Genomic DNA, 19,913 nt, shown 5'->3' on the forward strand with positions numbered 1-19,913 from the left:
CTACGAGGCGACCCAACGCTGCACGCTCACCGAGCTAGCTGAAGGATACGACATCAACAAGGCATCGATGAGTAAGCTGCTTCGGCGGGCTGAAAACAGGATCGTTACCGAGTTCGTCGCCAGGTCCTCTGCGTAGTGTGCGACGTTGAACTTGAAACTGCCTTCTTAGCCTTCTTAGTAGTCACGCGGATGTAGCCCTGAGGCGACCTCTGCTTCATCCGGATATGAGGCTCAAGAACTCCTAACCTTGGCGAGTGTTCAGAAGAAAAGTCACGTCTGTTTAGCTATCTGCCGGGAGTTGACTATTTCCGGCAAACTGAACGCTCGGCCCGTTCCAGTTACCGTCCTCGTCGTAGTGGAGGTCGATGCCCTATCCAAACTCTTGCTAGATTTAATTCATTTTGTCCTCCATCGACTGAGGCTATTTATTAATCACGATGGGCAGAGCGTCAGCGCGCTCTGATTAGAATTTTGATCGACAAGCCCGTACACCTACTTTATGGCTATTCCACTACAGATAGTGTCTATCTAACAGGATTTCAACAGAGCCTTAATTTCCCAACCTGTGCTTGTACTGGGTAAACTCGTTGAGGGAGAGTGCGTTTCGTCTGTTCTTATTCTTTAAGTACTACACACAGGTCGTTTTGTTTGTTTGGAGGTCGAGAGACCAAGTACTGTGTTGGTCGGTGGAAACTTGCTCGCGGCATCATCTTCTCCCCCGTTCACAGATCGAGTTCGACGCGTCGTCCCTGCTCGGCGGAGTCGTAGAGGGCACGGATAGCGCGCATGTCGACCATCCCGTGTTCGCCGTCGGGTTCGAGGTTGAGACCACGCTGGAGGCGGTTGGCGAAGTAATCGAACTCCTCGCGCATCTGGTCGACCGGTTCCGGCCGATACTCGCCCTCAATGTCTGGTCCGGACACCCTGAGCACCTTCCGGGTGTTTGGGAAGAACAGCCCCTCCATGCTCAGTTCGCCTTCGGTACCGACGAATCGGAGGCTCGAGGTTACTGTTGCACTGTGCGTAACCGTACACGAGGCGAGTTTGCCGTCGGGGAACTCTAACTGGAACGCCGCGTGCTCGTCGGTTCCCTCGTAGGCCGGCTGTTCGGACTCCGTCCGGGCGTACACCGCCTGGGGGTCCTCCTCCAGAATGAACCGGATCGTATTCAGCGGGTAGATCCCGATATCGTTGAGCGTCGTCCCGCCGGCAAGATCGGGGTCGAACCGCCAGCTCGTTTCGTCAACGGCGTCGAGGATCGTGTCCGACATGTGTCCGAGTATCGAAACAACATCTCCGATGGCGCCGTCTTGGATCAGTTCTCGTGCGCGGCGGACCACCGGTTCGGTCTGGAGTCGGTAGGCGACCATCAGCGGGACATCTGCCTCCTGGCAGGCGTCGACAGTCGCCCGGGCGTCCTCGACGGTCGCTTCCAAGGGCTTCTCGCAGAGAACCGCCTTGTTGTGCGTCGCTGCGGCTTCAACGTGGTCGCGGTGGAGTCCGTTCGGCGTACAGACATACACCGCGTCGTAGGCGTCGGTCGCCGCGCCGTCGGCGTACTCTTCGTAGGTGAGAGTCTCCTCGATCCCCTCGAGGTCAGCCGCGACCTCCTCGGCCTTTTCCGTATTGGAACTGACCAAGACCGTCGTCGTGCAGTAATCTGCGTTTTCGACGGCAGGGATCGCTTGTTCGCGCGTCCACCACCCGAGTCCGACCATGGCGAATCGAACCGGATCGGTGTCCGTGGGGCCTTCCCAGTCGCGGGCACTGAAGCTGTCGAGATCGAACTCCATGAGCAAGGATTCGGTCCTCATAGCAGATAATTTTCACGAACGAGGAACCACCCCAACCAGCCGATCGAATACTGCGTTACCAGTGGCCACTGCGTCGTCTCGCATCGATGCCTCTACCAGACTGTAAATAACCCTGTGCATCGTGTCTAATGATGGGATGGTAAGTATCGGCGGACCGACGCCGTTTCTTGAGGACTATAAAGGCAAACGCATCACTCTACGACGTAACGACTGATTCCTCTTTGTAGAGAAGGGTTGCGGTTGGATTCTATTATTTCCAAGACTACACGTACTGACACATCCAGTCTATTCTTGATGACTTCTGAAGAGCCGTCACGCCGACCAGTTGTCAACGGTTACGCAGAATGGATGGTCCCCTCCAATCCCATGATCGTGCGACTGTTCCAACACCACCAACGTCGCCTTTTTTCGAGCGAGCCGGTCGCGACGCGCCGCCGGGATATAGGGAACGCGGCCGACGTGAGCGTCCAGTTTGGGACCTTGACACCGGCGGTGATCTTAACGGTGTACGACGGTGCGGGGACGGTCACACATAGGGGTGGAGTATATCGAAGAGCGAGTACTACAATGAAGAATCTACTTACCGAGCGCAACTGAAGTGAGGGTATGTCCTCGAAACGAATCGCGACCACCCGCATCGGAACTCCCGAACGGGACCAAATAACGACGGGGCGGAATGACCGATATAGGCAATGTGGTTTGCAATATCTCCGGATTGACAGCATTGATGCCCAACTGGTACATGCTGGCGAGATAGCGCGCCACATCGCCTATCTCTTCGCCGAACCGATAGACACCGAGTCGAGAGAAAACGGCGGTACGGTACACTGATGGTCCGATTTTCCCAACGACACCTGCGACTTTTCTTCACCGTGCTCCTTTCGCTCTCAGTGCTAAGCGTCGGATACGGATTCGCAAGCGCATCGACGGAAACGACGTTCGAGTCGCACCTCTCGCAGAGCGGCGACATCGACCGAAACGCCACCGTCGCACCTAACGCAAGCGGAATCACGGTCGTCGCTACAGACTCGAACTCGTGGCGCGGACAGGCCAGCGACGGTCCCAGAGCGCGGGCCGAACTCGTCGCGTTCAACTCCAACGGGACGGTCCGCTACTACAACGACACTCATACCCGGTACTGGGACGTGGACCCCGTCCCAGGAACTGAGGCAACCGTCGAGTACTCATACGCGGACCACCGGGAGGGCAATCGGTGCCCCCCGGCCGAGGAGTGGAATGCGAGCGAGTACGGCGTCGACGAGGAGACGTGGAACACCTACTACGAGGCGCACGGGGACGTGAACGCCTGCACCTACAACGGTGTCGAGCGTGTGAATCTCACGACCGGTGATGTCGAGCAGGTCTGGGGACAGTTGACCCCTGGGAAGGAGGCGACGCGGTACCACGACGTCGACCGCATCAACGAGACGCATCTCGTCGTCGCCGATATCTACCTAGACGGGGTGTTCGTCGTGAACACCGAAACCGACGAGATCGAGTGGCGCTGGAACGCCTCCGACGCATTCCCCATTGAGGGGACCGGCGGTCCCTACCCGGATGACTGGTCGCACATCAACGACGTTGAGGTGGTGGACGACGGGCGGATCATGGTGAGCATCCGCAACTTCGACCGCGTCGTGTTCCTGTCCTCCGATGGGCACGCTGTCGAGGAAGCGTGGACACTCGGTGAGGAGGACAACTACAGCATTTTGAACGAGCAGCACAATCCCGACTTCGTCAACCGCTCGAACGGCGGTCCGGCTGCTATCGTCGCAGACTCCGAGAACAACCGTATCATCGAATATCAGCGTGCGAACGGTACGTGGGAGCAGACGTGGCTCTGGCGGGACTCCCGGATGCAGTGGCCGCGCGACGCCGACCGCCTGCCGAATGGGCATACGCTCATCTCCGACTCCAACGGGAACCGTGTCTTCGAGGTGGACGAGAACGGCGACATCGTCTGGGAGGTCAACATCGCCTTCCCGTACGAGGCCGAACGCCTCGGCACCGGCGACGAATCGACCGGTGGCTCCAGTGCTCAGTCAAGTGATATCGCGTCTCAGTCTCTGACAGTCGGCGACCGGTTCTGGAGCGCGCTTAAGGGCCTCGTTCCCGGGAAGTACCTTAACGGATTGATGTACATCACTCCCGTTTGGATGGGGTTCCCGGAAGTGTTCGCGCTCGCCGCGGGAGTCGTCGTCGTACTCCTCTGGGCGGGAACGGAGACGCTGTGGTGGGTCCGACGACGGTAAGCGGGGTGGCCGAGTCGGTCACGCTCACGGGCAGGTGTCCGGTTCCGAAAACACCGCCCTAGGTGGCGAATAACCACCGAACACGACCGAACGCCGCGCGTGGGAGCGACAGGAAAACAGCGAGGGTCAGAGCGAGTCTCGGCGATGCCGTCGGCCGACGTCTCCATACGTCCCCTGGGTGCGGGGCAACCCATACACGACACCGAGACGCCGCGGTTGACTACTCCGCCTTGCGCCGCCGCTTCTCCATCCGCGCCGTTGCGTGCTCCTCTCCCGAAATGAGCCCCGCCGTGAGGAGTTGCGTCAGTTAGCTGCGGGAGAGCGATGCCAGGTCGTCGCGGTCGGCGAGTGTCTCCCACTCCTCCGACCGCTGTACCTCAATATCGACGTCGACGGTTTCGTATGAAACGCCCAATGGGTGAGTGCGTTCTGGAGGATAGGGAGTACGCGATCCCCAGCCTCCACATCACCGAACTCGGATTCGAGAGCGGCCAGCGTGTCGTCATCAAGGCGCCGGTGTGTTCAATCATCGCCACCACCCACGGCGTCACAGTGTATCAGCACGTAACTGTCCGTCGAGACGGCGTCCTCTCTCTACGATATTTCTGTATCGTAACGTGGTTTAGTCGATGGTTTCAGCGGGGCTGCTGCCTCGAAGGCACGGGGACCGATTTGGGAATTGGATCAAACAAGTAGGGGCCTGAATTACTACGTCGCCCCGTCGGTGACCCAGCGCCACACCGTTGCTGAGTCAGAGACCAAGTGCGGTTTGGAGCCTGGTGAGAAGCCCGCCTTGGAGATCGAAGATCTGCGTCATCTCCTCGTCTGTGAGTTCGAAGTCGAAGACGTCGAAGTTCGCTTGGATGTGTGCGGGGCTCGATGCCTTTGGGATCGCCGAGACCTGTTCTTGCTGGAGGAGCCACCGCAACGCGACCTGGGCTTCGGTCTTCCCGTATCGAGCGCCTATCCCCTTAAGGCGGTCGTTGCCGATGACGCGGCCTTCCGCGAGAGGACTGTAGGCGGTCAGCATAACCCCGTTTTCGATGCAGAACTCAAGCAGGTTGGCCTGCTCCTTGAACGGGTGATACTCCACCTGGTTGGTGAGAATCGGGGTGTCGGAGGCCGCGATTGCGTCCTGCAGTTGGCCGACAGAAAAGTTGCTGACTCCGATGTGCCGGACTATTCCCCGCTTCTGGAGGTCGTTCATCGCCGCAATCGACTCCTCGACCGGGATGGTACGACTCGGGGAGTGAATCAACAGCAGATCGATGTCGGTTGCCAACCGCCCGTGGCTTTCCTCGACGGATTCAAGGACGTCATCGTGCGCAAGGTTCTGGCGGAGGATCTTCGTCACGAGGAAGATATCGTCGCGCGGCACGTCGGCAGCCGCGATTGCCTGGCCCACTGCCCGCTCGTTATTGTACATCTGGGCTGTGTCGACGTGCCGGTACCCTGTTTCCAACGCTTGGTGGACTGCGGTTTGACATGTCTCGCCTCTCATCGGATACGTCCCAAAGCCCAGTGCTGGGATGTCCACACCCTGGGTAGTTACGTATTCCATAGGCTGTTGCTTCGGCGGCCAGTTGCAAGAAGATACGCCACGGTTCTGGGTCATGGTCGGCTCTGTACCTCCTCGATGTCGACGCGGCGTTCGTCTCACTGACTTCGGAACCTGCAATAACGCTCGCTGAGGAGAATCTCCTTGACGACCCGCCGGAGTAGAGATTACCCAACAGGCGAGGAGTACCGTGGCTGGCGTTGGTTAAGATAGGGGCATCTCTCAGTACGTTTCGACCGAGACACCAAGAGCTTCAAAGTCGTCGACGTTGGCTGTGAGGACGGCATCGTCGAGTATCTCCGCCATCGCGGCGATGTAGGCGTCGTTTATCCCAACACCGGCGTCTCCGCCCGTTCCATCATCGGCGCATGCAAGCAGTTCACCCGCGGTCCTGGCGACCTCCTCGTCGACGTCGACTCGAGGGTAGCCTAACAGACGGTTCCGCATCTCCTGTTTGGTGGTATCGCTCTGAACCGTCGCGACGCCGTAGTATGCCTCGGCGACGACCGGGGTGGGTAACCACTGCATCTCCCCTTGGTCGACAAGCTCCGCACCCTTCGCGAACGCGTCCGGGTCGTCTGCCATCAGGTCGAACAAAAACGACGAGTCGATTATCACTCGTCTGCGTTCTCGCTCTTGAACGCGGCGCGCGCGGCGTCGAGACGGTCGCGGTCGCGGCCGCGAAGACGCTCAACTGCGGCTTTCGCTTCCTCGGCTTCTTCTTTCGACAGGAGGCCGGCAACGTCGTCGGGGTGGGGGCCGCGCGTAATCCGGCGCAGAGTGTCCTCCATCGTCTCATCGTCCCGTTTGTGGGCGTCCAGCCACTTGTGATACTCCTCCGAGACGCGGATGGTTTTCACCATACAATATATTCAGATATATGCCTCTAAGAGTGTTACGCCGACGGTTAAGAGCGGACGACCCCATGCGTCCAAAAGGAACGCATCAACCCTTCCTGGCGCGCCGGAAGACGGCGCCCCCAGACGAGACTTAACCCACATTCACCCAGACACCACTCGTCGTCGAAAATAACCCCCATGCGTGAATTCGTTAACCAACCTGAGGGTGTCCCATTCTGACTGTTGGTTAAGACAACGGGTCCTCTCCCCCTTGATGTCGTCGGGCTTCATCCCCATGCACTCCCGCTCTACGATATAAGGCGAAGCGGTCACGCATGGCCTCCAGTGCGTGAGACGGGCACGTATTTGCTAACACCTACACCGTCGAATTGAAGGGCGTAGCTTGTCCCAACCGTCTCTACTAGGTTGGACTTGAAATTCCTATCTACCGCCGCGAGGCTGTGTGCGTCACCGTTTCCGGTCCATTCCCAGACGACGGTGGTTCCAGGGTCGACACGTACCGCTGCCGGCTCAAACGTGAAGTCGCACCGCTAAAGCCTCTCTGCTACGAGGATATCAGAACAATCACTTGTCTTGCCTTTGAGTCAATAATATGAACAATTTACAACAATCGACCCAATCGGGTCTTCGAACAGTACTCGAGATGGTCGGGTTAGCAGTACTTACATTCATTGTCGCTCTCGTCGCTGGCGTCGTGTTCATCGTTCCGCTGATTATACTCGGGTACGACATCCAGAATACCGCTGTCCTCGTAGGGCTAACTGCTGCCGGGCAGCTTGGGATGTTTGCACTAGGATACGTGTACCTCCGCTATCGAGATCTTTCGGTCCCAATCGCAACGCCTTCTCTCTCAACACTGGGTTACGCCATCGGAGGGATGGTGCTCGCACTTATCGTCGCGACGAGTCTCTCTGTCGTTTTATCGGCACTCGACCTCCTCCCGAGCTCTGTTATCGGGGACATCGGGGCGACCGATCCTACGTATCTACTCGGTCTCGCCGTCCTCTCCGTCGTCATTGTCGCTCCTGTCGAGGAGTTCTTGTTTCGTGGCATTATCCAACGTCGGCTCCGAGACCAGTTCGGGCCCGTCTCTGCGGTCGTGGGGGCGAGTCTGCTGTTCGGTGCGATGCATCTTGCGAACTACTCAGGAGACCTCGTACCTATTGTTGCGGGCGCGTTTATGATCTCCGCCGTCGGAGCAGTGTTCGGAGTAGTCTACGAACGAACCAACAACCTTCTAGCGCCGATTCTCGCTCATGCCAGTTACAACGTGGTTCTGCTCGTGGTGAGTTACTTCCAACTCCTGTACGCTTAAACAGAGACGATGTCGAATCTGATACTCCGTTCTCTCGTACGTACGAGCACGGTCTCGCTGCGATCGTGAGCCTCGATACCATCAATTTCTTTCCGTCTCTGACACTCGCACTAGTTGGTGCAGTGTACGTTGCCACAGAGATCACGTTCAGTCAACGATTGCGAACCGCGACTAGCGTTCTCGCTGGACTCGCCGTAGTCGTGGTTAGTGGCGTGCACGGGGCACCTCTCGAGTAGACGCCAAAGGTGATCCCATCCTCCTGGGAGTCAGTTGCTATTGAACGTTAGAGGACTTGGCGATACGACATACTACTTGCATATCTCGGGCATACCATTATCTGTCAGTTCCGGGACTAGTGATGCCGGGTGTGCACAAACTGGTCATGGACCTTACAAGTGTTCTGTCAACAGGTGATTCGTCCAGCGGAACCGAGACACACCATCCGACCGATTACGTAACAGATCGTCTCAAAGCAGGGAAAGAGACCATCAACGGTTTTTCGATACGAGTCCGTCGTACGACTAGTGAGCAAGTCTCCGGTGTTATCGACCGGGGTGTAGACGAACTACGAACGCAGTCTGAAGCCAAAACTGAGACTGGCATCCGCGAACGACTCGTCGAGCGAGCCGCCAACGAACTGTGTGAACGAGTTCTTGACCAAACTGTCGACGAACTCCGTGAACAGTCCGACCTATATCTAAACATCGACGATTCATTCGAGTCGTTCCTGCGGCGGTACAACATGAATGCAACTCGTCTCGACGACGAGACACTGACAGCGATCCGGAACCAGTTGGCCTCAGAAACTGCCGTGAGTACGGACGAACTACTTGAGCAGTTCGTTGCCGACGATTCGAGACGGCCATCGGCGGAGTCGGATGCGAGCTCGCAGTCAGACACGTCGGAGACAGTCGACCGCGCGCTTACGGAAGCGTACTCACATTTCTGTGCAGAACTAGATATCGAGACGGATCAGTCCCTCGACCGCGTTCTCGAGGATGCCCTCCAGCGGGACGCCGTGGTCGTCGGCCACGCACTCGAACGAACGTTGACCGAGGAGGTACCGCAGATAGTCAGTGACCAGTCACGTGACGTGGTCGGAACTGAGGGCTCACAGAGCGCGGGTACTCAATCGAGCGACGCAACCAAGGTTCTGTCTGATCGAAAGGCTGGTCGACCAGCGGCCGCGATGGCGCTTGCGGCAACGGCACTCCTCTCAGACGACGTGGTCGGTGATCGAGCCCTCGCCCGTACGCTTCCGGCCCTGGCGTCGAATCTGACTAACGGAGGTAGTGGAACCGCCACACCAGAGCGTGTCTTATTCAAGCTCCTCTCGAATTTGGTACTCGAGACTGGAGACGGGAGCGTCGATCTCGCAGCGCTCCGGTCACAGTCGACCGGGTCACTGGTGCTCGTCGCGCTCTTCGTCGCTAATTTCATCGCGATGGGCCTTGGAGCGTGGGTATCCTACAAGCGTGCACCACCGATTCCCGATGAGATTCGCGGACCGGATGGGGAGCTGATCGTCACGGACGAGCAAGTACAACTTGGCAAGAAAGCGTTTCAGGCAAACGGGCTCATGAACTTGGGCTCGATCCTGGGTAACGGCTCGTACTTCGGGGTCGATCTTACCGCCGATGCGCTGGCGCTAAAAGCCGAGTTCATGCGTGAGTATTACGCTCGCCAACAAGGTGCTGATTCATTCGACGCACTTGACGATGACGAGCAGGCAGTCATTGCAAAACGCGTCGAACGGGAACTCGACGCAGATGCTCCGGAGGGGTCTGTTGCCCAGTACTCAGCGGCCGAAGTCTATGCCCATCATCGGATTCGGGACCAGTACGTCGACCGGTACTACGGCGGCTCACCCGAACGAGGGATTCCCTCGAAGTTCGTTAAATCGGTCGACCACGCCAAACGAATCGCTGATTTTGCGTGCTGGACGGCATGGATGTCCCACACCAACCGGCCTGGCTCGGATCACTCCTATACGAACGACTGGCCGTACGTGCCCGCGACCGGAAACCGACCCACTGGACAGGTACTGGTTTGGAGCACGATCAGTGTCATTCTCCTCATTGCTGGCGGCGGCGCTGGCGTCTGGGCGTACCACTCGTTCGATTTGGCCGAACCGACGACCGAGCTTATCGACGTACCTTCCCCCGATGAAGTATCGATCACGCCGACCCAGTACGCTGCAGCGTGGTATGTCCCCATCGCAGGGGCGCTGTTCGTCGCACAAGCGCTCGTTGGTGCGCTGCTCGCCCACTACTATGTCGAACGAACCGGGTTCTACGGTATAGGGGACGCACTTGGGATCGACATCGTCTCGCTGTTGCCGTTTTCTGTCAGTCGTACCTGGCACGTTAACCTCGGTATCCTCTGGATCACGACGCTGTGGCTCGCAGGCGGGCTCTTTCTGCCAGGACTGTTCAGCGATCACGACCCACCTTGGCAGGCCGAGGGCACAGCTGCACTACTCGGCGTGCTCGTATTCGTGACAGTCGGCGCGTTCACGGGCGTCTGGCTCGGCACACATGGCAAACTCGGGGCGCCCGAGGACGGTGATCTCTGGTGGTGGCTCGGCTCTGAGGGTCTCGAGTATCTCGAAGTCGGCCGACTCTGGAAGGTTGGGTTGCTCGGCGGCTTCGTCGGCTGGACAGGGTTGGTGCTCCGTAGCGTCCGCCAGTTGGATGAACCGCTGACCGGCTTGGGTCACTTCATGACCTACGCGGGTGGCTCGATCGCGCTCATGTTTGCCGCGAGCATGCTCTATACGCCCGAGACGAACATGGCGGTTACGGAATTCTGGCGCTGGTGGGTCGTTCACATGTGGGTTGAGGGCGTCTTCGAGTTCTTCGTCACCGCCGTGATTTCCGTTGCATTGGTGTCGATGGACCTCCTCGAGAGGGGTGACGCGGAAAAAGCGATTCTCTTTGAAGTGTTCGCGATCATGGCGGCAGGAATCGTCGGCGTCTCCCACCACTACTGGTGGGTCGGTCTCCCCGACTTCTGGGTCCCGCTCGGGACGACGTTCTCGACTCTCGAGTTCGTCCCGCTCGTGTTTGTCCTCTATCGAAGTTTCGGTGAATATCGGTCCTTGAAAGCTCAAGACGAGGCGTTCCCCTACACGATACCGCTCTTGTTCATCGTCGGTAGTAGTGTTTGGAACTTCGTCGGTGGTGGGGTACTCGGTTTCTTCATCAACCTCCCAGTAATCAACTACTATGAACACGGAACCTACCTGACCGTTGCACACGCTCATACCTCGCTGTTCGGCGCATTCGGCCTACTGGCACTTGGTCTCGGCACATATATTCTGCGTGTCGTCACACCCGAAGCTGCGTGGGACCCGACATGGTTCCGGGGAGCGTTCTGGCTGACGAACGTTGGACTCGTGATCATGTCCGTTGCATCGTTACTTCCTGTTGGATTCGTACAGCTACAGACCGCTTATCAGGACGGGTATGCTGTCGCGCGGAGCCTCGAGTTCTACGAACAAGATCACGTCCAGACACTACTATGGGCGCGAACACTTGGAGACACGCCCATGATCCTCGGTGCACTCGCCTTTACTATCGGCGCGATTCGACACCTCTACGCAGCACGGCAGAGTTCTCTCGTGCCGACTGGGACAAATTCGTCGACCTCAAAGAGGGCGAATCGGGGACGGGACAGTGAAACTGGCCGCGAGAGCCAAGGGGATAATCATCCACTGTAGTCAGTGATCGGCACGGACTTTCGCCGGTCAGTCGCCGTCCTTCGCTCGGCCGGATTCGACGTGCCTCTGCTTGAGCAAAAGGGAAAGCCGACACTCGAAGAGGCAGGGTTGAGGAAGAGACCACGACCGCGGAAGAGGCGGCGCGAAAGTTCCTTGTCATGCAGGAACTCCACGGGGAGTAGTCTTGTCTGCCTGCACGGCCGCGCTCAGAAAACAAACACAACCCTATGGGACCGGTGGAAGTCCGGCAACCGTACCTCTCTCTAGAGCGGCGACTCCCGGAATCGATGACCCTCCGGGCGAGGTTCTGGATACTGTCGCTGAACGGCTCCATGCCCCTCTCAGAAAAACACCCTATGCAACAGCTGACACTGTGTTCAACCAGAGGGTGTGCTCTCGCAAAGCCAACCCCATGCGCTGCAGTGGACATCTGACCGTGTTCATCTCGCCGATGCGACGCTCTCGGAAACGACCCCATACCTTCTTAGTAGACGATCTGACGGTGACCTCCCAACACAGAGAACCGCAAGGTTCGAGGAAATACTCACGAAAAAGGGAATATAGACCAATAAAACAACTCATCTAATCAATACAAATTTTGATGACAGCTCACATTACCAGTGACTCAACCGGCCCGCCTCATGGAGGAGGAATGTCGTATAACAAGGTCGTCCGACATAGAGAAAATACCGCGCTGAAAACCTCTCTTTCTCGGGAACACAAATATATTGATTGACACCCTCTCTCACTATCCAGTATCTCCTAAGACGACAGTTTTCGCACACGTGAGTGCAGGAATATCAGAACTCTTACTAGATCATCAGTTCCGTCTAAAATATAAACCTCAGAGTGACTGTCTTTCGTCTTCTCAAGCAGTCACAGGGGCAGATACGGCCCAAAAACATGTGTGTAACGAAATGACATTTTGTAGTGAAATACACAAAATATATTGAGTAGTGCTTCTGTTATTTGACTACCCCTACCCAAAGGCGACAGAATGAGTACCGTCGTCCAAGTCCGCTTCGGTGGGCGTTTGGACCACGAGGACGACTTAAAGTTGCTGTTGCCGACCTATAGCCTATCTGATAAATATGACACAGAAATCAAAGCAGATCCGCGCCGTCGCGCTCGCCGCGCTGATGGTCCTGTCGGTCTTCGCCGGCACCATCGCGTTCGCAGGTTCCGCGACTGCTGCGGGTTCCGGTGCCCCCCGATATGTGGGCGACGCTGTCCACTACAACAGTGATAGTGATGGCAGCGTTATCGAAGTACCGTTTGACGAAGAAATTAACTCCACGAGCCTGACGACGGAGAACTTCACTCTCCTGAACGACGGCAAGGATGTCACCTCGAAGTACGTTGCTGGTAATGACAGCATCACGCAGCCCGTACCGGGTCGCGTTGTCATCCAGACGAATGAGACGATCAAGTCTCAGGACCTCGAGATCCAGCTCTCTGGTGACATCAAGGACAACAGTTCGACTGTCAAATCGCTCGCTAACGCGGGCAAGAAGAAGGTCGTCTTCGCTGCTGTGACGGTTGACGCAGACTCGGACCGTAATTCGTACAAAGGCTCCCTTGTCGCTGTTGAGACCACCAACGTCAGCGAGGACGTTGAGGTGACGGCCACCTCTGACGAGAACTCGGACGCGTTCAGTCGTAACACCGGTACCAACAGCACGGTCATCGTGTTCAACACGAAGGACCGCGCGCTTGGTGAGTACCAGTTCGAGTTTGAGGGCGCGTCCGCAACCACCACCGTTCGCGACCTCGGTCTAAACGTTACACTCGACAGTCAGAACATCACGACGGACGGCACCGTCGACGGTACGGTCTCGGCTAACGCTGGCAACCGTGACGTCAAGCTGCAGCTGCTCGACAGCGACGGTGAGGAAGTTGCCAACATCACTGGTGAGAGCCTCAACGGCCAGGGTCAGTACGACTTCTCGTTCTCCAGCGTCGGCGCTGGTAGCTACACGGTGAAGGCAACGGACCTCGACAGCGGTGTGACGGCCAAGTCCTCGACGGTCAACGTCAAGAAGGCCGGCAAGAGCAAGGCTAACTTCAACGCATCTGTCATCTCGCAGCAGCGCGGTGACATCGTCGAGATTCCTGTCATGCTCTCGAACACCGAACAAGCCGTCATCGACATCGGTAGCGAGGACGCCGGTTTCCACGCTAACGTGACGGTCGAAGACGGTAACAACGACGGTAAGGTCACGCTCCTCTTCAACACCTGGACGGCGACCGATGGCGTCAGCGGTGACGTCTTCACCGTCGAGAACTCTGACGATTCCGTCGTCGACTTGAGCATTAACACCGACGTCGGCTCGCTCCTCGACGCGGGCGACTACGACCTCGAAATCCGCACGAAGGGCGCATCCAACCCCCAGAACGTCGCGACGCTCACCCTCGAAGAGCGCAGCACGAACGCTGTCACCACGTGGACGGCGTCCGACGGTACGAACCTCAGCGACATTGACGCGCTCAACGAGGCGCTCGCGAACGGCAACGTCACGCAGGACAGCGAAATCGCTAACGGCGACCGCGTCATCACGCAGGTCAACGCCTCCGGTCTCGGTGGTGTCTACGAGGCCAACGGTAACTTCCTCGGCAACGAGCAGTTCAAGTTCTCGGTGAATCAGACCACGGCTCCCGCGAACGGCGACGCGTTCTGGCTCGACCTGACCTCCGAGAACACGAACGTCATTGCTGATGCCGAGAACGACACGTACTTTATCGTGTTCGACACCGGCTCCAACAGCAGTGTTGAGGCTATCCGCGAGGTCAACGGTTCCTCTGTCGACTACGGCGCTGGTGACGGCCTCACGGCCAACTTCACCGTCAAGGACGAGAGCAACCTCGCCGACTCCCAGCAGTCCGTTGAGACCGACTTCGAGCTCGTTGAAGCCAAGCACTCGCTTGACGAACCCGTCAACGTCTCGAACGCTGCGAGCCAGACCATCGAAGGCGAATCCAACGTCGCACCGGGCACGGAACTCCAGATCCGCGTCCGCAGCTCGGAGGACACGAGTCCGAGCTTCCTAAAGACGGCGACGGTCTACGTCTCTGAGAACAACACGTTCTCTGCTGACTTCGACTTCAGCAACCAGAACGTCGGCGACAAGTTCACCGTCCGCGTCACCGGTGGCGCCGCTGGCGACGTCACGGAGGTCAAGGGCAACGTCGTCGAAGGTGCGAACAACACGACCGAAACCGTGACGGACAACGGTACGGTCACGACGCAGGGCCCGAACGAAACGGCGACGACCGACACGTCGGCCACGACGACGGCCCCGGCGACGACGTCGACCGGCGAGACCACGACCGCAGAGCAGACGGGAACTGACACGAGCACGCCCGGATTCGGCGTGGTCGTTGCAGTCATCGCGCTCCTCGCTGCGGCGCTCTTCGCCGTCCGCCGCGACTAACTAACCGAGCCCCCGGAGGGTTTCCCTTCGACTCGGTCCTTATCCCTTTCTTTTCGGACTCGTCGGTGGAACCGGGAGTGCAAAAGTCGTCGATATTACGCTTGAACAGTTGTATTCAGACCTCCCCCCGTGAGAGTACACTCTTTAACCTCCCTGACGAATGGACAGGCGATATCGCTTGGATCTTTGCGTACTTTGACGAAGCAGCTGACTTCGACTGTAGCGTGACGGCCATGGAGTCCGCCATCACGCTCGAGAAGAATCAAGCGACGTTCAAAGTGTGATATCCCGCTCTTCTACCAGTGCAGAAGACATTGGATGAGCCGATACACCACGCACGCCTTATACGCTCAAGAACAGGTGGTCTATATCCCTCTATTTCCACATGAGAGGAGAAAGTCGAGAAACACCGGCACTTCTTCGAGGAGGTCGTTCGCGCTGGGCTTGAACATCCTGACCGAGACGAGTTCGTCAAGGATGAATCTTAACGGACGACGTCGACGGGCACCCTCATGCACTCCCGGGGAGTGTCTCAACCTTCTGTACAACGGAAGGACGTCGCGTGGATCCTTCCTCGTCAACATCATCCTCGCTATGGTCGATCACCCTCACGACCACGTGACGACGGAGGAAGGAGGATGCCTCTCTGTCCGCTCATCGTCCCCATTCAGTTAGATAGGATGATAACAGTTCTTGATCCACAAAGTCGTGATAACAAAGCACTTAACAGTGGAAGAGATTCCAAAAATCAGCAAATGGCAGTTACACAAAACGGTACTTTGTCCGGGCAGTCAATCGACGACTACTTCGCGGTCTTGAGCACCGGACATCGACAGGCCGTCGTCAGGGTCCTCGCAGCAACAGACCGCTCGGTTACCCTCTCGTCTCTTGCACGGTGGGTCGCCGCAGAGAGACAGAGCGTCGAGCGAGAGACGATAGCCGAGCAAGAGATCAAACGCACGAAGGTGAAACTCCACCACAACTCCCTGCCGATGTTAGACGACGTGGGCGTTCTCAAGTATTGTCCTGAGGACCAGCGCGTGGTTCCGACTGAGGCTCTGGAAACAGTAGAGAGATTCCGAGAGATGGGTTCGCCGAAGTGAGGCACTTACTACACCCTTGCAGCTGCAGCCTATCGGTCAGAGACGACCGAGGTATCTGACTCCCTGTCTACTGGGTCTTCAATGTCGCCTATCACGAACTCGACGAGATCAGTTACGGTTACCATTCCGATGACATCACCATTCTCAATGACGAGTGCGAGCTCCTGATTCTCCGCTTGAAACTGGTCAATAGCATCACTCACGTCAACATCAGGTGACATTGTCATAGGAGGTGCAGATAATTCTGTGAAGTTAACCTCCCCTTGGACTAGTTGATCATAATGCTTAGCTAGTATCGGAGAGTAGATGATGCCGTAGAAGTCTGTCATGTCCTTCCCAACCAAGGGATAGCGGGTATGTGGGTTCTCTTCCATCCGACGTATGTTCTCCTCGGAATCGGCCTCCGTGGACAAAGTGACGATCTCGTCACGCGGAACCATCTCTTCTCGAACCGATCGTTCTCCAATATAGAATGCACTCATCACCTCATCGCGGCGTTCCTTGGATAGATCTCCCTCGTCAAGAACGGATCCAAGTCGGTTTCGGAGATCTGCTCGAGATTCGATGACGTCTTCTTCTGTTTCGAGCCATGCACCGGTCATCTCGATACCGAAGAGTTTGAGTGTCCCTTTGGCAATCCAGTCGCCAAGCGTGATCAGCGGCGAGATAAGCCAGTTGAACCAGTACAACGGCCCTGCACCGTACCTGCAAACCATCCGCGAGCGTTCGACGCCAAGGTAGGTCGGCGTCTGCTCACCGTGAGTCAGGTGGACGAGGTTAATAATGAGGAACGCGATGATAGCGCCTGCCCCGACAGAAGCAAACACCGTATTAGCGAAGAGCGGTTCAAAGAGGGCCGCCAACGCAGGTTCAGCGACGATTCCGACTGCAATACTAGACGCCGTAATCCCTACTTGGCAGGTAGTGAGGTAGATCTCCAGATTGTTGGTCATCTCCCACGCTCGTTGTAGTGCTGTACGACCGTTACTGACGAACTCTTCCTCGGTAAACTGACGTGCTCGTGTCAATGCAAACTCGATAGCGACGAAGAAACCGTTCGTTAGGATAAGTGCCACACCGGCGATGAGGCGTACACCTAATTCTAATGAGTTCATCTGCATAACTCATCATTTAGTTCCAAGAGGGAAATGTTCAGCGAACATGGAGACGACAGTATCGTGAGTTGTTCTATGAGTAAAACAACGGTTTATGGGGCTCTAGTTTGTGTTGTTAACCAATGTCATATCACACTCTGATTCACTCCTGTTTCGGGAAGACACAGAAGTGGGAAGTGCAGCGGTGTCGGCATCCTCCCGGAAGTTAACCATGAGTCGAGAGTCCGTCCTCATCCTCGTCATGGTACTGGTCTTGGTACTGATGTTCCTCGTTGTCATTTTCAGTGATACGGTCGTATAGCAGCATTAGCGATGACAACTCTGGAGATCAAATATTTCTGCGTGATATTTGATAGGTAGGGGTGTATATTAATCTTGACCCGGCGGTCGTCCGTTTCTTCCCGGGGCTTTCAATGGTTCCCCAGGGGACTTACCTATGTCAGGCCACATATACCTACCTATGGAAGAGAACTCACATCGAGAGTCCCGACGAGACTTCATGAAGAAGAGTGCACTGACCTCTGGCGCACTCGCAGTTGGACTTACTGGGAGTGCAACAGCGCAAGAGACGGGGACGACGAACGGAACTGGTACGACAACCGGAACCAGTGGTGACGTGGGCGATGGCGGCAAGGCGCTCATGTTCAACGATGAATTCCGACCGGGCGCTCAGTTCCGCGTCGTATCGCCGGTCCTCGAACAGAACCCGGACGTCGAAGGTGTAGAACAAGGAGACATCTGGAGTGAGTACAATACCCGACGTATTCAGTATCTAAACACCAACGAGGAAGTGTACTTCTTCCCCGCTCACGACGCCGAAATTCAGGAAGGGACCGTGTACGAACTTCAGACGAACTTCTCGTTGTTCGCAGACGAGACAAACGACGAGGGCGTCATCTCCGTCTCCTTCGAGCCGGTCTCGGAGGATGACGTGCTGATCTCCGAGGATGACGGCCAACTTGACCCTAACGAGGACTTTGAAATCGTCGACGGTGGGGGCAAAGCGTTGGTCCGCGCGGGCAACTTCTACCCCGGTTCGCTCGTCCAGATTACGAGCGACGTCTTGGAGTGGACTCCGCGCCAGCAAGTGCAAGGTTCAGACATCTTCTCGGCGTACAATACCCGACACGCGGAGTACCTCAATACGAACGACGAGTTCCCCATCTACACCGCTCATGATGGCGAGTTCGAACCTGATGCTGTGTACGTGATGCGTAACGAGTTCGACGTTACGGACCCTGAAGGGGCCCTTCTCACGGTGGACCTTGACCGGGTCAATCAAGACGACCTCGACGACGGATTCTTCTAATCTCCACTCGCCGTTTTCCGAGGGTGCACCATCTCAGGTAATAACGTGGGCGCCTCCGAGATTTTTGAAGTGTGGTGCACTGGTCGTAGAGTTCCCTTTCGGCCGGGGGTGTATCCTATCCCTGATCGGATTGAGAACAGTCAATACAGGGCCAGCATGCCTTATGGCATTGACACACATATTTGTCACGTGGCGCTACCTGATGGACTCGTACACCACGAACGGCCGAACGCAATTCTCGGGTGGGCATCTACGGGCGTCGTGGTTCTCGGATCAGTCGAGAGCCTCCTCACGAATGCCATCCTCTGGGGTGGGTTTGCCCTCTTCATCGCCGCTGTAGTGGCGGTGCCAGCATTCTCGACTGGTGAATGGACGGTCATCGTCCCATGGCCGCTCCCCCTCTTCGCCGCCGTCGCCGTCCTCGTCCGGTCGGTTGGTGTATACCCAGAAATTGCAGGTTACGTCGCTATCGCGACGCTTGCACTCGTCGTCGTCGTCGAACTAGATGCATTCACATCGGTTGAGATGAGTCGACGTTTTGCCGTTGGATTTGCCGTGTTAACTACGATGGCGATTCAGGGGCTGTGGACAGTTGCACAGTTCTACTCAGATATGTGGTTGGGCACGAAGCTCTTGCGCTCGCAGACCGAACTTCAGTGGGACTTCGTTATCGTGACAGCCGTCGGGCTCGTCGAGGGAGGAATCTTCGAGCGGTACTTCGAGCGATTTTCCCCGGCTGGGGCGGCTGAACAGTCGGTCGATGCGAGAGGGTCATCATGACGCTCGGTGATGTACTCCACCTCTCTGACCGCCAAGAGCGGCTACTCGTGCGAGCGATGCAGCTCACATTATCTGGTCTCCTGGTCTACGGGCTGGCGACGTACCAGCTGGGGATGGCTGTCAACGGAGGCCTCGCACTGGCAGTGACGTTCCTTCCAGCGTTGCTGCGCCGGGAATACGGTTACACGATGGACGTCGGACTTGTCCTCTGGATTACTGTGGCTATCTTCCTCCACAGCGTCGGATCACTCGGCCTCTATAGCAGGTACTCGTGGTATGATGAGATCACGCACACGATTTCGGCGACGGTCATCGCCGGTGTTGGCTACGCAACGCTCCGGGCGTTTGAGTGCCACTCTGACGACATAGACGTCTCGTCGGAGTTCCGAGCAGTGTTTATCGTCGTGTTCGTCCTCGCGTCCGGCGTACTCTGGGAGGTATTCGAATTCGCCGTTCCGTATCTGTCCCGCGTTCTCGGTGTTTCGTCTCCGGTTACGGTTTACGGAATCGACGACATTGTTACGGACATGTTATTCAACACGGTCGGCGCGGTCCTCGTGGCGTTCTGGGGGACGGGATACTTCGGTGGTCTTGCTGTATTCTTCAGACAACAGCTCAGCTCTAATAATAGTAAGTAGCATATGTCTATTCAGAG

At 57.0% G+C, this 19,913-nt stretch carries 14 protein-coding genes and 2 pseudogenes; 10 read left to right on the forward strand and 6 right to left on the reverse strand.

The window, feature by feature from the left end:
- Positions 1 to 46: 46 nt before the first annotated feature.
- A pseudogene (locus ACZ522_RS02070) lies at positions 47 to 136 on the forward strand (helix-turn-helix domain-containing protein); the annotation flags it as partial.
- A 586-nt stretch (positions 137 to 722) separates the two neighbouring features.
- On the opposite strand, the gene gfo6 reads toward ACZ522_RS02070, so the two are convergent.
- The gene (gene gfo6, locus ACZ522_RS02075; protein WP_379694732.1) at positions 723 to 1,793 is read right to left on the reverse strand and encodes a D-xylose 1-dehydrogenase Gfo6; all 1,071 of its coding nucleotides are present in this window, start codon (positions 1,791 to 1,793) and stop codon (positions 723 to 725) included.
- A 36-nt stretch (positions 1,794 to 1,829) separates the two neighbouring features.
- A pseudogene (locus tag ACZ522_RS02080) lies at positions 1,830 to 1,934 on the reverse strand (hypothetical protein); the annotation flags it as partial.
- Positions 1,935 to 1,950: 16 nt separating this feature from the next.
- On the opposite strand from ACZ522_RS02080, the gene ACZ522_RS02085 reads away from it, so the two are divergent.
- Entirely contained in the window at positions 1,951 to 2,028 is a 78-nt protein-coding gene (locus tag ACZ522_RS02085) for a hypothetical protein (protein WP_379695229.1), read from the forward strand.
- A gap of 676 nt (positions 2,029 to 2,704) precedes the next feature.
- Positions 2,705 to 4,066, forward strand: a complete 1,362-nt coding sequence (locus ACZ522_RS02090; RefSeq protein ID WP_379694729.1) for an arylsulfotransferase family protein — start codon at positions 2,705 to 2,707, stop codon at positions 4,064 to 4,066.
- 751 nt (positions 4,067 to 4,817) lie between these two features.
- Here the strand turns inward: ACZ522_RS02090 and ACZ522_RS02095 are convergent.
- From ACZ522_RS02095 to ACZ522_RS02105, 3 genes are all read right to left on the reverse strand, one after another.
- Entirely contained in the window at positions 4,818 to 5,627 is an 810-nt protein-coding gene (locus tag ACZ522_RS02095) for an aldo/keto reductase (protein ID WP_379694726.1), read from the reverse strand.
- 219 nt (positions 5,628 to 5,846) lie between these two features.
- Complete coding sequence (locus ACZ522_RS02100; RefSeq protein ID WP_379694724.1) at positions 5,847 to 6,209, reverse strand: PIN domain-containing protein; 363 nt, start codon at positions 6,207 to 6,209, stop codon at positions 5,847 to 5,849.
- A 29-nt stretch (positions 6,210 to 6,238) separates the two neighbouring features.
- Positions 6,239 to 6,487: a hypothetical protein gene (locus ACZ522_RS02105; RefSeq protein WP_379694722.1), complete on the reverse strand. Its 249-nt coding sequence runs from the start codon at positions 6,485 to 6,487 to the stop codon at positions 6,239 to 6,241.
- A 640-nt stretch (positions 6,488 to 7,127) separates the two neighbouring features.
- Between ACZ522_RS02105 and ACZ522_RS02110 the strand changes: the two genes are divergently transcribed.
- The 4 genes from ACZ522_RS02110 to ACZ522_RS02125 all read left to right on the forward strand — a co-directional run bounded on the left by ACZ522_RS02110 (position 7,128) and on the right by ACZ522_RS02125 (position 16,054).
- Positions 7,128 to 7,799, forward strand: coding sequence for a CPBP family intramembrane glutamic endopeptidase (locus ACZ522_RS02110; RefSeq protein ID WP_379694719.1), 672 nt, complete (start codon positions 7,128 to 7,130; stop codon positions 7,797 to 7,799).
- 382 nt (positions 7,800 to 8,181) lie between these two features.
- Positions 8,182 to 11,520 (forward strand): nitric-oxide reductase large subunit, encoded by a 3,339-nt coding sequence (locus ACZ522_RS02115; RefSeq protein WP_379695227.1) that lies wholly within the window; start codon positions 8,182 to 8,184, stop codon positions 11,518 to 11,520.
- Positions 11,521 to 12,611: 1,091 nt separating this feature from the next.
- Positions 12,612 to 14,951, forward strand: a complete 2,340-nt coding sequence (locus tag ACZ522_RS02120) for a DUF7827 domain-containing protein (protein WP_379694716.1) — start codon at positions 12,612 to 12,614, stop codon at positions 14,949 to 14,951.
- A 755-nt stretch (positions 14,952 to 15,706) separates the two neighbouring features.
- Positions 15,707 to 16,054, forward strand: coding sequence for a DUF7344 domain-containing protein (locus tag ACZ522_RS02125; RefSeq protein WP_379694713.1), 348 nt, complete (start codon positions 15,707 to 15,709; stop codon positions 16,052 to 16,054).
- A gap of 29 nt (positions 16,055 to 16,083) precedes the next feature.
- On the opposite strand, the gene ACZ522_RS02130 is transcribed toward ACZ522_RS02125, so the two are convergent.
- Positions 16,084 to 17,169 carry a hemolysin family protein gene (locus tag ACZ522_RS02130; RefSeq protein ID WP_379694710.1) on the reverse strand — a complete coding sequence of 362 codons (1,086 nt, stop codon included), beginning with the start codon at positions 17,167 to 17,169 and terminating at the stop codon, positions 16,084 to 16,086.
- Positions 17,170 to 17,668: 499 nt separating this feature from the next.
- Between ACZ522_RS02130 and ACZ522_RS02135 the strand changes: the two genes are divergently transcribed.
- The 3 genes from ACZ522_RS02135 to ACZ522_RS02145 all read left to right on the forward strand — a co-directional run bounded on the left by ACZ522_RS02135 (position 17,669) and on the right by ACZ522_RS02145 (position 19,896).
- Positions 17,669 to 18,478, forward strand: coding sequence for a hypothetical protein (locus tag ACZ522_RS02135; protein WP_464391763.1), 810 nt, complete (start codon positions 17,669 to 17,671; stop codon positions 18,476 to 18,478).
- A 189-nt stretch (positions 18,479 to 18,667) separates the two neighbouring features.
- Entirely contained in the window at positions 18,668 to 19,258 is a 591-nt protein-coding gene (locus ACZ522_RS02140) for a hypothetical protein (RefSeq protein ID WP_379694705.1), read from the forward strand.
- Positions 19,255 to 19,896 (forward strand): DUF2238 domain-containing protein, encoded by a 642-nt coding sequence (locus ACZ522_RS02145; protein ID WP_379694702.1) that lies wholly within the window; start codon positions 19,255 to 19,257, stop codon positions 19,894 to 19,896. Before ACZ522_RS02140 ends, ACZ522_RS02145 begins: the two co-directional genes overlap by 4 nt.
- The last annotated feature ends 17 nt before the right edge of the window (positions 19,897 to 19,913 follow it).

This window comes from Halopelagius fulvigenes (assembly GCF_055398025.1).

Coding starts and splice junctions, on each gene's coding strand:
- gfo6 (WP_379694732.1), bottom strand. CDS start 1,793: ATGGAGTTCGATCTCGACAGCTTCAGTGCCCGCGACTGGGAAGGCCCC.
- ACZ522_RS02085 (WP_379695229.1), top strand. CDS start 1,951: ATGGTAAGTATCGGCGGACCGACGCCGTTTCTTGAGGACTATAAAGGC.
- ACZ522_RS02095 (WP_379694726.1), bottom strand. CDS start 5,627: ATGGAATACGTAACTACCCAGGGTGTGGACATCCCAGCACTGGGCTTT.
- ACZ522_RS02100 (WP_379694724.1), bottom strand. CDS start 6,209: ATGGCAGACGACCCGGACGCGTTCGCGAAGGGTGCGGAGCTTGTCGAC.
- ACZ522_RS02105 (WP_379694722.1), bottom strand. CDS start 6,487: ATGGTGAAAACCATCCGCGTCTCGGAGGAGTATCACAAGTGGCTGGAC.
- ACZ522_RS02110 (WP_379694719.1), top strand. CDS start 7,128: ATGGTCGGGTTAGCAGTACTTACATTCATTGTCGCTCTCGTCGCTGGC.
- ACZ522_RS02115 (WP_379695227.1), top strand. CDS start 8,182: ATGGACCTTACAAGTGTTCTGTCAACAGGTGATTCGTCCAGCGGAACC.
- ACZ522_RS02120 (WP_379694716.1), top strand. CDS start 12,612: ATGACACAGAAATCAAAGCAGATCCGCGCCGTCGCGCTCGCCGCGCTG.
- ACZ522_RS02125 (WP_379694713.1), top strand. CDS start 15,707: ATGGCAGTTACACAAAACGGTACTTTGTCCGGGCAGTCAATCGACGAC.
- ACZ522_RS02130 (WP_379694710.1), bottom strand. CDS start 17,169: ATGAACTCATTAGAATTAGGTGTACGCCTCATCGCCGGTGTGGCACTT.
- ACZ522_RS02135 (WP_464391763.1), top strand. CDS start 17,669: ATGAAGAAGAGTGCACTGACCTCTGGCGCACTCGCAGTTGGACTTACT.
- ACZ522_RS02145 (WP_379694702.1), top strand. CDS start 19,255: ATGACGCTCGGTGATGTACTCCACCTCTCTGACCGCCAAGAGCGGCTA.